The organism is Nitrospinaceae bacterium (genome assembly GCA_018669005.1).
GTDB lineage: Bacteria > UBA8248 > UBA8248 > UBA8248 > UBA8248 > UBA8248.
The window spans coordinates 1-16401 of record JABJAL010000070.1; the positions used below are offsets into that span (position 1 = coordinate 1).

The 16401-nt window shown below is 48.0% G+C and carries 14 protein-coding genes; 1 reads left to right on the forward strand and 13 read right to left on the reverse strand.

Features of this window, described 5'->3' with window-relative positions:
- Positions 1 to 1754 (reverse strand): asparagine synthase (glutamine-hydrolyzing) (asnB, locus tag HOJ95_09385; protein MBT6394905.1); only part of this gene is annotated, 1754 nt, incomplete at its 3' end.
- 75 nt (positions 1755 to 1829) lie between these two features.
- A complete protein-coding gene (locus HOJ95_09390; GenBank protein MBT6394906.1) occupies positions 1830 to 2864 on the reverse strand; it encodes a glycosyltransferase family 4 protein in 1035 nt (344 codons plus the stop codon).
- Positions 2865 to 3138: 274 nt separating this feature from the next.
- Between HOJ95_09390 and HOJ95_09395 the strand changes: the two genes are divergently transcribed.
- On the forward strand, positions 3139 to 4674 hold the full coding sequence (locus tag HOJ95_09395) for a hypothetical protein (GenBank protein ID MBT6394907.1): 1536 nt from the start codon (positions 3139 to 3141) through the stop codon (positions 4672 to 4674).
- Positions 4675 to 4753: 79 nt separating this feature from the next.
- Here the strand turns inward: HOJ95_09395 and HOJ95_09400 are convergent, their stop codons facing one another.
- The 11 genes from HOJ95_09400 to HOJ95_09450 all read right to left on the reverse strand — a co-directional run bounded on the left by HOJ95_09400 (position 4754) and on the right by HOJ95_09450 (position 16353).
- A complete protein-coding gene (locus HOJ95_09400; GenBank protein ID MBT6394908.1) occupies positions 4754 to 5626 on the reverse strand; it encodes an N-acetylneuraminate synthase in 873 nt (290 codons plus the stop codon).
- Between the two features lie 58 nt (positions 5627 to 5684).
- Positions 5685 to 6521: an SDR family oxidoreductase gene (locus HOJ95_09405; GenBank protein ID MBT6394909.1), complete on the reverse strand. Its 837-nt coding sequence runs from the start codon at positions 6519 to 6521 to the stop codon at positions 5685 to 5687.
- The gene (locus tag HOJ95_09410) at positions 6518 to 7342 is read right to left on the reverse strand and encodes an SDR family oxidoreductase (GenBank protein ID MBT6394910.1); all 825 of its coding nucleotides are present in this window, start codon (positions 7340 to 7342) and stop codon (positions 6518 to 6520) included. The genes HOJ95_09405 and HOJ95_09410 overlap by 4 nt, the downstream gene beginning before the upstream one ends.
- Positions 7343 to 7359: 17 nt before the next feature.
- Positions 7360 to 8139, reverse strand: a complete 780-nt coding sequence (locus HOJ95_09415; protein ID MBT6394911.1) for an SDR family oxidoreductase — start codon at positions 8137 to 8139, stop codon at positions 7360 to 7362.
- Positions 8136 to 8969, reverse strand: coding sequence for a sugar phosphate isomerase/epimerase (locus HOJ95_09420; GenBank protein ID MBT6394912.1), 834 nt, complete (start codon positions 8967 to 8969; stop codon positions 8136 to 8138). The genes HOJ95_09415 and HOJ95_09420 overlap by 4 nt, the downstream gene beginning before the upstream one ends.
- 21 nt (positions 8970 to 8990) lie before the next feature.
- Entirely contained in the window at positions 8991 to 10154 is a 1164-nt protein-coding gene (locus HOJ95_09425; protein MBT6394913.1) for an acylneuraminate cytidylyltransferase, read from the reverse strand.
- A gap of 35 nt (positions 10155 to 10189) precedes the next feature.
- Positions 10190 to 11470 (reverse strand): hypothetical protein, encoded by a 1281-nt coding sequence (locus HOJ95_09430; GenBank protein ID MBT6394914.1) that lies wholly within the window; start codon positions 11468 to 11470, stop codon positions 10190 to 10192.
- A gap of 9 nt (positions 11471 to 11479) precedes the next feature.
- Positions 11480 to 12361: a hypothetical protein gene (locus HOJ95_09435; GenBank protein ID MBT6394915.1), complete on the reverse strand. Its 882-nt coding sequence runs from the start codon at positions 12359 to 12361 to the stop codon at positions 11480 to 11482.
- 443 nt (positions 12362 to 12804) lie between these two features.
- Positions 12805 to 13482 carry a hypothetical protein gene (locus HOJ95_09440; GenBank protein MBT6394916.1) on the reverse strand — a complete coding sequence of 226 codons (678 nt, stop codon included), beginning with the start codon at positions 13480 to 13482 and terminating at the stop codon, positions 12805 to 12807.
- A gap of 21 nt (positions 13483 to 13503) precedes the next feature.
- On the reverse strand, positions 13504 to 15321 hold the full coding sequence (locus HOJ95_09445; GenBank protein ID MBT6394917.1) for an ABC transporter ATP-binding protein: 1818 nt from the start codon (positions 15319 to 15321) through the stop codon (positions 13504 to 13506).
- 60 nt (positions 15322 to 15381) lie between these two features.
- Positions 15382 to 16353: a hydroxyacid dehydrogenase gene (locus HOJ95_09450; protein MBT6394918.1), complete on the reverse strand. Its 972-nt coding sequence runs from the start codon at positions 16351 to 16353 to the stop codon at positions 15382 to 15384.
- Between the last annotated feature and the right edge of the window lie 48 nt (positions 16354 to 16401).

Consider the following 16401-nt stretch of genomic DNA (forward strand, 5'->3'; position numbering starts at 1 on the left):
AATCCCATTTTAGGTCTCTCGATCAACGCTGGTGGTACGTGGCGGTATAGAACCTGGCGCAAAACCCTTTTACTGGCTCCATCATGCAACTTATATGAAAGAGGGAGGCTCCAGGCGAACTCGAAAATTCGGTGATCCAGCAAGGGGATTCTAGACTCAAGACTAACCCCCATGGCGGCCCTGTCCACCTTCACAAGGATGTCATCCGGCAAATACCCTAGCGTATCCATTAACATCATCCGATGCCGGAAATCATTTCCCTTCAGATGTCCCTTCATTCCATCAAGCGAGGTTGGAGCTTCTGCGCTATCCAGCACGATTTCTTCAGGATGCTGCCAAAGAGAAATTAGACGAAGATACATCTCCTCAATACTCGGGGACTCAAATAATCTGGCCAATTTATGAAGCTTGTCCCCGACCTGCATATGCCGGTATCGCTGCGGAAGGAATTTACCCGCCGAGCCCGCCAGGGCATTCCAGGCCGATACGGGCACGCTTTTTATGCCCGCACTCGCAGCCAACCGCAGAAGATGGGGGCTTACCTTGAAAACACGTCGCATCGAATCTGCCCAGATATAGCGGTTATATCCACAAAACAATTCATCGCCCCCGTCTCCCGAAAGACTCACCGTAACCTTCTCACGCGCAAGCCGAGAAACTATATGGGTTGGGATTTGAGAAGAGTCTGCGAATGGTTCGTCATAGAGAGTGGGTAGCTCAGGTACGACTGCAAGCGCATCGGCCTCGGTTATATAGAGTTCCGTGTGATCTGTTCCAAGATGCGCCGCTACCGCTTTCGCGTGTTCAGCTTCATTGAAAATACTTTCATGAAATCCTATTGAAAATGTCTTCACCGGCTTTGGACTTAACTCTTGCATCAAAGCCACCACGACCGACGAATCGACCCCTCCTGACAAAAATGCCCCAACCGGCACATCGGCGACCATACATAGATCGACCGCATCTTTTAAAAGTTTCTCAAGTTCATCCACCGCATCTTCCATACTCCCCTTAAATTCGCCCACACACGCAGTTTCGGCTTGTTCAACAGCCGACCAATAAGGAGAAGGAGTTACGCTCTCACCACGTCCCAAATTACCACTGCTCATAGTGAGAGATGTACCAGGGAGTAGTTTTTTGAGACCCGAATAAATGGACGATGGCGCTGGAATATAGCCATGGCGAAGCATCAGGGCCAAGGCATTTCTATCGATATTCGACGTGAAGGCAGGATGTCTTTCTATTGCCTTGATTTCGGAACCAAAAAAGAACACGCCGCTCGACCAGCCATAATAGAGGGGCTTTTGCCCAATCCTATCCCGAGCGAGAGTCAGGGAACGATTCTCACGATCCCAAAGTGCAAGGGCGAACATACCGTTCGCATGCTTAAGAGCTCCATCGATCCCCCAGTGGGCAATACCTGCCAGCAACACTTCTGTGTCCGAAGTGCCATGGAAGGTAAAACCATGCGTCTTCAACTCTTCGCGAAGATGCCTGAAATTATAAATCTCGCCATTATAGACAATCACATAACGGCCACAGGCCGAGCGCATCGGCTGATGTCCACTTTCGCTCAAATCGATAATCGACAAGCGGCGAAATCCCAAAGCAACACCAGCCTCTACATCAACCCAAGTTCCGTCATCATTCGGGCCCCGGTGGCGAATTGTTTCGGCACACCGATCGACAATCGCACCAAATTCGCCAGGAGGAGACGAGCCTTCAAGGTCCACAAAGCCTACGAAACCGCACATGATTTTCAAATTTCCTTATTGAAATTATTTCAAACAAATAAACCGTAAATTGGATGTATTTTAGAGGAAGAGCATTCACACAAAATAATTCAGAATTTTTTTAGCCCGAATCTTCCATGAATATTCTTTTTGAAAATCTCGGTACGCCTCCTGCCCCAGCTTTTCGCGCATTCCAAGATCCCGCCAGAGCGTATCGATCGCTCTGCGCCACGACTCGACTTCCTCGGGCGGACACATAACGCAATTGCGCCCATCCTCCATGACTTCATGCAAAACGGGCAAATCTGAGCATACAATCGGCCTGCCTGCCGACATGTACTCGAATATTTTTAGTGGAGACATCCAAGCAACGGTATTGTTACCACCGGCTATTGTTACTTTGCGCTGATACGGGGCCAGAAGCACCTGACATGCCGCCCTGAATCCCGCAGTTTCTGCGGGCGGAACGAAACCATGAAAAATTAGATTGCCAACGTCTCGATACCTGTTCCTCCAGCGCTCTATGTCCTCATTGTTTCCGCCGACCACATGAATACATGCATACGGGCACTGGCGGGCCAGGCCCTCGATAATTTCCATGCCCCGCCCTGGATAAAGCTGGCCGACGTAGCCGATATGAAAAAAATCATCGTTCGAAAAAGACTTAACAGGCGTATTATCCGGCTCGTCAGCCCCATCGTGTGCCACTAATAATTTCTCATCCGGCAAATTGTATATTTCCTTGAAATCTTGAAACAAAGGCTTCGAGATAACTACAAATCCCTTAATCTGCCTGGAGCGTACAAGTTTATTAAGCAACATCTTTTTGCTTTTCCGGAGACCACTGGCCGGAGTGTGACTTTCGTATATTACTGGGAGGCCAAGCAAAGAGGCGAAAAAACAGGCCGTCAGATTTCTTCCATACACCAACGCCGCTCCGTCAAATTTCGCCCTGAGCGCCATCAGGAGGGCTATAGGCGTCGGTCGGCCCAACAACAATCGACTTGAAACAAGCTTAATCTGAAAACTGTCCGGAACACCGTAGTGTTTATACAGATCGGGGGCACTCTCATTGCCACGTAAAGCGTAAAGCGAAACCTCCGCGCCCAGTCCCGCCAGGGCATTACACATTTTCATCACGTGAACGCTATTCGCGAATCTGGAGGGGATTATTGACTCAGAAAGATAAGCTATCCGCAACTACTTCACCCTTGAGCGGCGCTTCCTCAGGCTCACCCTTTGTAAAAGAATTCGCTCAAAAAACATTTGACAACTTCTCCTGTTTAGAAGATGTATTCCACTGCAAAACTGTTGATTACTAACGTTCGCATGCTATATTCACAAGGAATTTGATTCTCAAAGTGGCTCGTAGATTTTTCTACTCACACATCATGGGCGATCTAAGGTGAATTTACTTTTCACGACACAGGGTGCCAGCCTCAACATGTTCGAGGCTTTAGGAAACCACCTGTCGGATAAAATCGAACTCGGTCGAACCGGCTACACCATCTCGAACAGCTGGTACTACACAGAATGGATTAAAAATCATCCAGCCTTCGAGGGTGCCGGACACCTCCTTTTAAAAGAATGGGAGATAACCAACAAACGGAGCGGCATGGCCAACCCTGCCCTTCTCGCCCGCTACGAAAAAGAATTGGGGCTCGAAGATTTATTTGGCGCCATCGTGGCTGATCGCAGGCTACTCCTAGGTCCCCATTGCACCTACCGACAGGACTACCGGCGACGATTCGACGACAGAGAACTTTATCGGATTCTTGAAGAATCCGTTCTCGCCATGGAAAAACTTTTCGATGAGCTACAACCCGACTACGTTATCGGTTATGTTTGCACGACGGCACTCGAATATTTGGCTTCCCTTTTTGCAAAAGCCCGGAATATTCCGTACCTAAATCTGAGACCATCGAGAATCGGCGGAAACTACGCTTACTATAGTTCGACAATCAAAGAGCCGGGCCCGGAGTTGGTAGTAGCATTCAACAAGAATATGTCTTCTCTCCCCAGCAAAATCACACAAGCCAAAGAAGTGATAGAGAGTGCACGTCAACGCTCTTTCAGCCGCTATGAAGGACAACCCGTGCCCTCGGCGAAAACCGCGCAGCGCCTAAACTTTAAGAGAAACATTCTGGGGCCCACTTTCAGGCTATGGAAAGCCCACCTGAAATACAAAAACAGTGTCGCCGCAAGCGACAACCATGTGCCTGGAATTCTGACCCCGACTCTCTTCAATGGAATTTTAAACCCTATACGGGCTCGCTATCAGGACAGAATATTGAGGCCCCTCTACACCACATCTGAGCAACTTCAAAAAATTCGTTACGCGTTTTTTCCGCTCCATACAGAGCCGGAAGTATCGCTTTTAATTAACTGTCGCCCCCTAATGAATCAGATTGAGATTATTCGGATGATTGCGACCAGTCTTCCCGTCGATATGAATTTGGCGGTGAAAGAACATCCCTGGATGGTCGGCAAACGCTCTATATCGGCCTATCGGAAATTGCTGAACATTCCCCGCGTCAAAATAGTTCCACCCGAGATGGAAGTACCCGCGCTCGTCGCACAGGCTGACCTCATTACACTTCCCGCGGGCACAGTAGCCTTAGATAGTATGTTCCACAAAAAACCGGTTCTCACCTTGGGGCACACTTCCACCAATTTATTGCCAGATACGATGGTTCGCCGATGTGAGGACCTGACACGGATGCCGGAAATCATCAGGGAACTGCTCGATACACATGAGCACAACGAAAGAGCACTTGAAGCCTACATTGCCACCATTCTAGAAAGATCAGACACAATGAATCTATATACCGGATTACTGGAAAGAAAGGGCTATACCGAAGAGGAAATCCCCTTCGAAAAAGACGTTGCCACGCTTGGAGAATTAACCTTGCGTGCGCTCAAAGAACTCAGTATCGCCTGACGATGCACCCACTTTCCGAATAGATACTTTTCGTCATCACCAATATCAGAAATTAACAACTGAATTTTCAAAACAACTACTATCCAACCCGGCGAAGTTTTTCCATAATCGGGACTTCACTCTCAAACACTTTTTTCTGGCCGTCGCCCATCGCCGACTCCAGGGATTTTATGTCCCGGATGAGCCGCCAGAAACCATAGGGCTCAACCGAAGCTGCCTGATCGGAACCCCACATGGCGCGATCTAGCGTGATATGGCGCTCCACCATCGAGGCACCTAGCGCCACAGCTCCTAAGGTGGTCGCCAAGCCGACCTCGTGACCCGAATAGCCAATTGGAATTTGGTATCTCTCGATTAACGTATTAATAACACGCAAGTTGAGTTCTTCGGATTTGGAGGGATATGTGCTCGTCGTATGCATCAAGAGCAAATCATCTGTTCCAAGAACCTCAACGGCATGGTCAATCTGCTCAATGGTACTCATCCCCGTGGAGATGATAATCGGGCGACCGAAGCTACGGTGATGCTTCAGCAAATTATCGTCCGTCAGAGAAGCCGAAGCAATTTTATAACAGGGCGGCGCAAACTGTTCGATAAAATCAACCGCCGCCTCATCCCAGCATGACGCGAACCAGTGAATTGCGTTTGCTACCGAGAATTCCGCTAACTCTTTATAGGCATCATGACCAAACTCGAGACCTCGCTTCAAATCTCCGTTCGTTGGCCCGAATGGATTTTCGCGAGGACGCGCCAACTCCTCCTCTCCATAAACAACATCCACCGTGCGTTTTTGAAATTTAACGGCGTTGCACTCGGAAAACACCGCCGCCGAAATTAGTTTTTTCGCGGTTTCGATATCGCCATTATGATTAATACCGATTTCCGCAATTACATAACAAGGCTCCCCTGGCCCGACAAGCGTGCCATCGATCTTTACAGCTTCAATCGTCATTTATTCTTCCTCTTTAAAAAAACATTCCGGGAAACAAATCGATTTCCCACCCCAACTATCAAATAATCGTCCAGCCCCCGTCCACGGTGAGAGCATGGCCAGTCATATAACTCGAAGCATCAGAAGAGAGAAAAATGAGAGGCCCCGCCAATTCTTTTGCCCCACCCGTCCGACCAAGACAAGTGCGATCATGTAGGCGGCGCAGAAAAGGATCGTCATCGCCTACACTATTGGGGCCATTATCCTCGGTATTTGAAAACGGCCCCGGCAACATGGCATTTGCCCGCACGCCATATCGCCCCCAAAAAGAAGCCGTGTAGCGCGTTAGCGCCAGCATACCGGCCTTTGCCGCCGAATAGGCGGGAGGATTGATAAATTCAGTTTCCTCGTAAAGCAATGGGCTTGGCGCCACCAGCGCATACATCGAAGAAATATTGATGATGCTCCCTTTCCCCCTGCTCTTCATATCTGTGCCAATAATTTTTGTCGTTATCGCGGGCCAGCATACCGAACCCGTAAGATTTCGCATCCATACATCAAAACTACCCTTTTCCAAACTTCCTTCAGATACATTAAATCCGGTGTTCTCGTTCAATTCATGCGCATTATTAACGAGAATATCAACCCTCTCACTCTTAACCACGCCTCTCAACGCATTTTCGAGTTGCTCATTTTCATACATATCCACCCGGACAACATGCACCCATTCTGCGCCAAATTCATCTGTCCACTTCGCCGTTTCATCCATGAAACGCTCGGACCTTCCGAGGGCTATCAGTCGCGCTCCATTTTCAAGCAGCGCCCGCGCCATCGTTCTTCCGAGAAAACCACCCGCTCCCGTAAGAAGCGCCGTTTTCCCTTCGATTGAAAATAGTTCAGAGGATTTCAGGCTCACCAGGTAGTCCTTCCACCATCCATTATCAAATTGTGTCCAGTCATGTACGAAGATGCCTTGGAGCAGAGGAAGAGAATAGCACCTTGATACTCGTCAACGTCCGCCATCCTGCCCATCGGGATTAACGCACTCAGCTTTTCAACAAAGTCCTCCGGCTGATTGGTGTAAATGCCGCCAGGAGAAATCGAATTAACACGCACACCTTTTTCTACCCAATAGGTCGCAAGATAGCGAGTAAGACCGAGAAGCCCCGTCTTTACAACAGAGTATGTAACGGGTTTAACCGGCTGCCGCTCCTCTGCCACCCCTTCTTTTCGGTATAGTCGCTGGTCGGGGCTAATAATGGCGAGATCTGAGGCAATATTGATGATAACGCCACTTCCTCGCCGAGCCATTTCCGCACCGAAAGTCCGGCTACACAAAAAAGCCCCGGTGAGCCCCACCGCGACATCCTCGTTCCATTGCGCTAGCGGAAAGTTTTCTAGACGCGACCAGTTCTCCCCCTCGGGACCATCTTCCACTTTTGGATTATTCGCCGCATTGTTTATGAGGATATCTATGCGTCCAAATCGCTCAAGAATCTTATCTCGTACCTCTTCCACCATATTCGCCCGGGTGATGTCACAACCTAACCCTACAGCGTCACTTCGGTATTGATCGGAAATCTTTTTCGCCGCCGCCACCGCTCGTCCGGCATCAATATCCAGCAAAACCGGAATTCCCCCGGCCATGGCAATGGCCTCGCTATGCTTCACGCCCAACAATCCGGCGCCGCCGGTAATAACGGCAACCTGACCATTGAGCCCGAACAATTCTTTCATCCTGCTTTCATCTCCGCTCAAAGGACACTCCGAGTCTGGCCGCCATCCGAAATAATCGTGGTCCCGGTGATGAACGAAGAGATGTTTGAGCACAGGAACACCGCCAGATTGGCAATTTCCTCGGGCGTGCCAAAGCGCTGCAGAGGCACTTCCCGCTCAATATATTCCCGAAAAAAATCGGGCCTTTCATTCACTTTCTCCTCCCACCTACCACCTGGAAACATAATATTCCCAGGGGCAATGCAATTCACTCGAATCTTGCTCGGACCTACCTCACGAGCCAGCCCCCCGACATAATGACTCAGCGCGGCCTTTGCACTTCCATAGGGAAGCGGCGCCCCAAGACTTTCCACCCCCGCAATGGAGCCGATGGCGACGATGGCACCTGCATTTCGCTCCACCATATGAGGCGCTACCGCCTCAATAAGGCGTACAGACGCGTGAAAATTTGTCGTCAACGCTCGCTGCCACTCTTCATCCCCGAGATTCCAACCCGCCTTGATAACACCTGTACCCACGGAGGCGACAAGGCAATCTATTTTCCCCCAACGCTCTAGCGCAGCATCCACAGCATCGCGAATTACAGATATCTCGCACAAATCGCCTTGATGAAGAATAATTTTTTCGGGGTCATAATCGGCTGACAATTCAGCTTGTGCACTTTTTAAAGAAGCTTCATCTCTCCCGGTGAGAGTGACATTCGCCCCTTCGCCGAGAAATGCCCTGACAGCAGCCAAGCCAATGCCACGCGAGGAACCCGACACAAAAACCGAGGCGCCATCAAGACCAAGCTTCATAAGCTATCCCAGTATTTTTTCATGAATGCTTTGTTAGATCGTGCCAACGCAACCTCTTCACCATCTTCGCCACGTGCAACCTGAAGAACAAAATCACCTTGGTAGTCCAAGCGTTTTAGGAATTCAAACAAAACCTCAAAGTTCGCGTCGCCCTCTCCAAGGGGAACACTCCCTTCTCCCCGCACCCTATCTTTAATATGAACACTACCGAGTCGAGCGCCATATGCATCAAGTTCCTCATCATGCGGATACCCAAGGGAAGCACTATTGCCACTATCGTAGTTAACCTTCAGCATCGGATGCGGGAGGCGGTCGAGAAACTTTCGAAATGCCTCCGGCCCAAAATCAGTTTCTAAATGAAGTTCAATATTTAGCGCTTCGGCTTCAGGCAATACAGCCCCAAGCGCATCGAGGGCCATTTCTTCATCCTTCTCCGATTTTATTGACGAATTGTCCACGAATGGTATTACGATTCTACCCACACCAAGAGCCGAGCAAGATTTAATCAGCCACGATAATTTACCGATTCGGGATTGGAGTTCATCAGACGAGACCCCGAGTAGTGGTTTTTCCATGAAATAATCTGCACACACCGAAGCTACCTCGACACCAGACGACTCCGACAGGGAACGCATCCGGCTTACGCCCTCATCAGTCGACATCGGATTATCTGACTCAGTTTTCCACTCATAAATCCACTCAATGAATTCAATCCCGGCCTCTTTGGCTAAAGCGAATTCATCCGACCACACACCAACGGGAAACATCTGAATATTTCCATCGATAGGAGGCACCATTCGCCCTTGCATGATCCCTACCCTGTTTTTCATTTACTTTTATCCGCCGCTAATTTATTGGTCTTGAAACATATCGCATATTTCACGAAGCGCCCCCCCGCCTCCGGGAAATTTCAGCACCATATCTGCAATAGCAATTATCTCAGGCACTGAATCTGACGGCGCGATTCCAATCCCTGCCGCCTCCATACACTCTTTATCATTCAGATCGTTCCCAACATATATCACTTCATCAGCCCGGAGACTGTGACTCGAAAGCCATTCTTTCATGGCTGGCAACTTGTCGTCGATTCCGTGCAGGCACTCAATTTTAAGCTTATTAGCGCGCGCCATCACTACCTTGTTCGGCTCCTTGGACAGGATAAGAAGTTCCACACCCATTTTCCGTAACCGCTCCAGGCCCAGCCCGTCTCCCCGACTACACCAAACCGCCTCGCGACCGTCTTCGAGAACCAAAACACGGTTATCCGTAAACACACCGTCGAAATCCATAATCAGTGCCTTTGGATTTTGCTCAAATTTGTCGAACTGCCCCAGCACAGAGGCGAAACCTTCGGCAATTTCAAGATCAGTTTCGTCTTCAATCTCAAGAGAGCGATTATGGGGAATCTCGTAAGTCACCAACTTCCCGCAAAAACGGTAGCCAGCAGAAAGAAAGGACGCCGTCTTCATCACATAGACGGAACCCGTCTCCACGTATTCAGGTTTTCTCTCTTGCCTCCGCTGCCTGGAGCGAGCATCGTGATTAACACCTTTGATTTCGCCCGAGGCATCAAAGCGCCATATGACCCGCTGGAATTTTGCCACAGCGAAAGCACAATCAGCATTCGCCTCCCCTAGCGCCCGCACAGTGCCCTCGATATCCTCGGACAACAAAAGTGGGGAGGTGCACTGGAGAAAAACAGTTAATTCCGGTTGATATCCTTCCTGGTCTCTAAGCTCTTCAAGGCAATGAACTAGAGCAGACTCAGAGGTCGCCTCGTCTCCGCTTATTGACTCGGGTCGCCTAACCACCTCGGCCCCGACCTTTATTACCTCTTTAGATATTTCATCGCTGTCCGTGGAGACAACCACCCTCGTTACACTGGGCGCCGCGAGCGCCGCGAGGACAGCTCGCCCGACCAGAGAAACGCCCCCTATGGTGCGTAAATTTTTACCTGGAAGACCTTTCGAGCCACCACGCGCAGGAATTATTGCCAACACTTCAGTTTTAGGCATACTCAACTTTCTTTAAGTTAAATTCAAAAATATTTTCAATTAAAATTCAAAACACACATACTTCTGTTACCTCTATGCGCGGAATCGACACAAACCATTTTACCCGACGGGCTCCAGCGCGGATGCAAATCGCACCGATGCTCACCCGAAAGAAAAGGCGGGCTGTAAAATTTTCCCAGCTTTTTCAATTCCAAAGTCTCGGTATCATAAAGCATCAAGCCTCGCTCAAAGCGCCCGTCCGGGTAGCTGTCGGTGAGCATTACCTGGGAACCTGGGCGAAAGCTAGGATGCCCGTCCCGATCAAGCACTGACGCGCCGACAATACCGACACAACCTTTCTTGTCTTTATATAAATGATAATGACTTCCCGATTTGGCATGGGTTGAAAAGGCGACGATCTCGTCCTGACTCAACCACCAATAATGAGAAACATGATCTTCATTATACAGGACATAAGGATCGCTACCGTCACGATTGGCCGTAATTAAACGGATATAGCGCTTCCCCTCGCGCATCCATAAGTGAAAAAACATAAACCGTGTGGAATCTGGATTCCAAAGGATATGATTAAAATAATGCTCGGCATTGTCCATCGTTGGCCGTGGATCCATCCGAGCGATCTCCGCGACAGAAAACAGCAGGGCGCTTTCGCCAGACTTCATATCAATCGACCATATGCCGTCGTTTTCCGGTCGGCTCTCCCCATCCGTTTCATCCGGCAGATCGTCATAGCCATAACCGGGTCGCAAGCGCTGGAGCCTCACGAAATTGAGCGAGAGCCCCGCCCGTCCATCGGCACTCAACGAATAAATCGGCCTAGGGTAGGTCCGCTCAACATCCATTGTTTCGATGTTCTGCAAAACTGCACCATGAGCACCGTTTACCTGACGGTTATAAAGAACCATGGATTCCGATTTGCCGGGGAACCATTGAAGTCGGCAACCCTGCTGCCAGCACCATGTTTTTGTCTTCCCGATCTCGATGAACCGGGGCTCTCTTTCCCCAAGGTTAAAATAACCAACAGAAATATCAATTTCCGACGTTCTTGAAGCGGTACCCAGTGACTTTCGCATCGCAAGCATACGGCGCTCGTCACGCGAAAAAGGCACAAGATCATAGTATCCGAAGAATATCTCCGCTGAAGGCTCATCGAAAATTTCCATGGAAACAGCAGCGTCAAGCATGAAATTAGGACGTGACCAGAGTTTCCTCCTGCCCAGCACCAACAGAATTTTGATTTTCGATTTAATACTGGCCAGATGATGATAAATTTTTTCGCCAACAAGTTTTCGCGCCGCCGCCTTTATAACTCCCAAAATAAATCCTTACTCATTCTGGGCCGTTGAAACAGCGGGTAAAGCTTCCTTGATTAATTTGATTAAATCCCCTGCAAACGTTGAGGGCGCTATCACGGAAAAATATTTTTCATCAAAATCCAATTTCCCATCGCAATAGGGCACAGCGAGATATTCCATTATTTTCGGGTGAATTCTGTTCGCTAAACTATCCTTTAGGACGATGTCAAAATTCACCTTCTCATCGTCTACGCAATTAAACACCGGCAAATGATTGTGCAGCGCGTGCCACAACGTTGCGCTTCGACCGGTTATCACACCTTTCTTGATGCCCGGAAGAAACACCTCAAGTCCAAAATTGTGGTACGGAGTGACATCCTTCATCAACATCGACCGCTTTAAGATGACATGATAATGAATCGCTATCTGCACTTCCAAAAGAAGTCTTCTCAGTCGAGAATTGCTGCCATCAGGCGATTGTGTCGACTCCGGGGCAAAGAGCCCTGCGAGGCCGAGTATCAGTCCATGAAAGATTTTAATGTATGGTTTTTCCAGCAATCGAAACAACTTCGCATGTCCAGGAGCGTCCGCCCCCTCTTCGATGGCATTATGCGGTTTGAGTATCACCCTGTCGCCCGGCAGTATTTTTTTTAAAATATCTCGCACTGTCCTCACAAATCGAAGTCGGTCTTCTATGGCAGGCATTCCGAACAACGTTGGAACAGCTATCAAATAGTCAGCTTCAAGATCATCAAACAGCGGATATATCTTATAGGGCGTACCAATCTCAATTCGTTTTTCTGGTGGCACATTGATGGCTTGCTCTTCCGGGCTTTCGCTAAGACGCCATTCGTAAAATTTCTGATCGGGCAGTAAATGTTTTTCAAATTCAAATCCCGCAATACCCTCCATCGCAAAATTTCCGGACAACACACCATGCATTATCCAGTATCTATCCGATATGACTTTTCTTTTCAGAGCATCGAGATATTCTCGGGAGTAACTTGAATAGCTGAGGATGACCAACCGGGACCTAACAGGACCCTCTTCGATGATATCCGCACCCAATTCACGGCAAAGCGCTAAAAACTGATTGTCCGTTTGCCCCGATTTTTTTTCCTGATTTTCGCTTCCCTCCGGCCGACACAACAGAATTCCAACACTGTAGCTGGTATGTAGATATTTTATTATCGACAGGAATGCCGTTGCCGTACGAAAAACGGGAAACACCAGAACCAGATCGAATTCTTGCTTGAACTCACCGCTCACAGAACACACGACACGTCATCAATATACCCAAAAGAAATTCAAGGCCCAATATTATTTACAGCACCACCAAACATTCTGCTTTACAACTACCTTTCTTCTGCCTGCTTGCGGATATAAACGGCTTCCGCAGTCTCAAATTCGAAAGGCGTATCGACATCGAGACACTCATTTTCGGGCACTTCAATTCGACAAGGATCATTTTGAGAGAATGTCCAAAACTGATCAGTCTTTAAAAAGTAGGCCTTCTTAAATACATGGAAACTGTGCGCAACCTTATAATATTTTTTCGTATGATGAGTCGAAACAACATTTGGCGTCAGATTCGTAAGTGGAATGCCATCTTCGTCGAATATCCAGTCCGTTGTTGCCATCATAGACGTGTAGGAATTGTGCTCAGTTTCAAGCACATATTCCGCCGCTCTTTTCACCGTATCTATGGTCAATAGAGGGTGGCAGGGATTCAGCCAGAAGATATAGTCCGATTCAATTTTTCGATAATGCTCGTAGATTACCTCATGCTTATTATAACCAGGTTCAACCGACTCAGGTTTTCTCTTCAGTAATTCTACATTCGTAAATTTATCTTTTTTAACAATCAATTCCTCTTCCGCAACCCCGTAATAGCGATGGGCAAAAAAATCCATCTTGTCGATCTTCTCAAGGGCAATCTCGATCAAGGTAGTTCCTGCGAAAGTCCGAACCAGTTTCCGGGGAACTCTCGTAGACTTCGTTCTCGCATTAATCAAAACCGATACAGTCACCATAACAACACCTTATGCGTAAGATTAATTATGTGCTCTGACAGCATTACCGAATATCGCATAATCGCGCCGCACCTGCTCATATCTGCCCGACGCCACGACCTTTCCTTTTTCTATCGCATGGATTATATTCGCTTTTTTGGCACTCTCTAATCGGTGTGTGATTACGATGATCGTTTTTAATCCCGGATACTTAATCAGAGAGTCCAGAATTTCGGTTTCAAGATTTATCTCAAATGAACTTGTTGTCTCATCTAATATTAAAGCACTTGGCTTACGAACCAGTGTCCGCGCGATGGCGATTCGCTTCCGTTGTCCGCCCGATATAGTATCTCCCTGCTCGCCTACAACCGTATCGAAGCCCTTTGTCAACCGAGAAATAAAATCGTAAGCACCCGCTGCACGACAAGCGCTCTCCACCTCTTCAGGTGATACGTCGGGAGCCCCCAACAGGACATTTTCCATAATTGTGCCGTGGAAAAGATTCGCCTCCTGGCCGATATACCCGATCACCCGGCGCCAATCCTTTATCTTGAACTTTGAAATATCACTATCATTAACAACTATCCTTCCGCTATCGGGACTGAGAAAACGAACCAACATATCGGCCAGAGTCGATTTCCCTGATCCCGACGGCCCGAGTAGAAACACCAAATTGCCAAAGGGAATATTCAGGTCCATCCCGTCAATCACAGGTTCCCCAGGGACATAACGAAAAGATACATCCTCAAACTTTAAATCCGTATCTATCGACGATAACGATTGGCCTAAATCATTATTCTCTTCGGCTCCCTCTCCTACACTTTCCGATTCCATCAATCGAAATGAATACAGATCGTTCAGGATCGTCATCCTGTAAGCCATCAACAAGGAAACCTGCTGAAGGAGTTTCATAAACACAACGGCAAAAAACGCGAGTTGGGGAATGAATTCGTGAAACTGATTCCCCAGCATGAGTGTGGACACCGCGATAAAGGAAGCAAAAAAAACAACTCCCATCAATTCAGGCGCCGCTCGCGGAATTTCTTGATATACCGCTATCTTCACCATCACATGACCCAACCTTCGGATGGTGTCCATTAAAATTCCCTGCTGCCTACCTTCTATCGATAATGCTTTTACGTCCCGCAAATTGATCAATGTTTCTGTGGACTGGCCCGATGCGTCATGATGATGACCGACTCGCTCTTTTCCCAGTTCGTATGCAATCCCTGCAAAGTATTTCCGGTACAAAACAAACACCACTCCAAGCCCCAGACCAACACTGACAACAACCTTCCAATTTACAAAGCTGGCGATCAGAAACAATCCGACAAATGCTAAGAATGCGGCCACGAACTCAAATTGATTAAAAACAAAACGACTTGCCCTCAGCGGCTCCTGCACCAAGTTATGCGAAAGCGTCCCAGGTTTTTTTTGTTTGATTTCCGTTAATGTTGCATGAAAATATTTATCTGAAATTATAGAAACCCATCTGCGCCGACATTTTTCGGAATAAAGTTTCGATACATAGACCCTAAGGATCTGAACGAAAAATTTAAGCGTGAATACGGCCAACATCCCGCTCAGAACAAAAACCAGACGGCTCCGAGAGCTTAGATCATCCAAGAAATATGACAAAAATTCATAGCTACCAGATTGTGTATTTTCCGGGCTAAGCAATATTTCGATTGTGGGAAGAAAAATACCCGCGCTCGCACTCGCAAGGAACGTATTCACGATCAAAATAAAGAACAAGACAAGGGAGTGCGATGGAAATTGCCTTAATACGGAGACGGGAAAAAGCCAACCGGTGATTTTTTCGTTTGTTTCTTGAATTTTATTTTCCGATTTCTTACTCAAACTCAACCTCGCGACAAACAAAGTTTCAGATTATTCTAGGAGTAAAAGACAGCCTTCTTTCTAGTGGCGGGAAAGTTCATCTACCACCATATCGATGGTATGCGCCTCGGTCTCCAGCCAGGCATCAATCGTAGAGCCCCCAATGTGGGGAGTGAAAATTACATTGTCGTGCTCTCTTGCATACTTCAAAAATGGATGTTCGGGAAAATTGTCGATAAAGCCAGGGACAAATTCTCCTTCGAAAACATCAAGCGCGGCCCCTGCGATATGTCCATTTTCAAGTGAACTGTAAAGCGCATTCCAGTCGATCAACTCTCCCCGCGCGGTGTTGACGAAGTAAGAGCCCTGCTTGAATGAATCGAATATTTCCCGGTTGAATATGCCTTCTGTCTCAGGCTCATGAGGGATATGAACCGAAATAACATCACTCACAGAAACTAGTTCTTTGAGCGTAGCAACCCTTTTGATGCGGGGATCGATGGTCTTTTCCGAGTGATCGAAATACCGAACTTCCATGCCGAACGCCAATCCATAATTCGCTACCAATGAGCCAAGACGACCCAGCCCGACGACTCCAAGACTCATTCGCGAAAGCATTCCAGGCGCTCCAAATGGACGCCTATCCCAATTACCGGCCAGAACGCTTTCATGGGCGGTTAGAATTTTTCTACTAAGAGCAAGTATTAGCCCCCAGGTCAGTTCAGCTGTCGGGGTGATTGTTTTTAAAAACTCTGGAGCGAATTTTAAGCAGGCAACAAAAATTCCCTTCGAGACAGCGCAATCAACATCTATATGTGGATGTCCCGTAGTGTTGGAGGCTATGACGCGCAGCCTCTTGGCCAAATCCATCTTTTCTTTCCCCACGAAATAGCCAAGCGGCGCGAACAACACCTCTACGCGGGAGAGTATTTCAGGGGTATCTTCCGACGGATCATCTAGCTCGATAACACTGAAAAGATCGTCCAGACGTTTCAAGTTCTCTGGTTGATATTTAAGCATCCTGTAGTAAAGCGCTACTGGTTTTTGGGCCATTCGGTGCTCATCTATGCAAAAGGATTATATACAGAGGGAAATCGACTC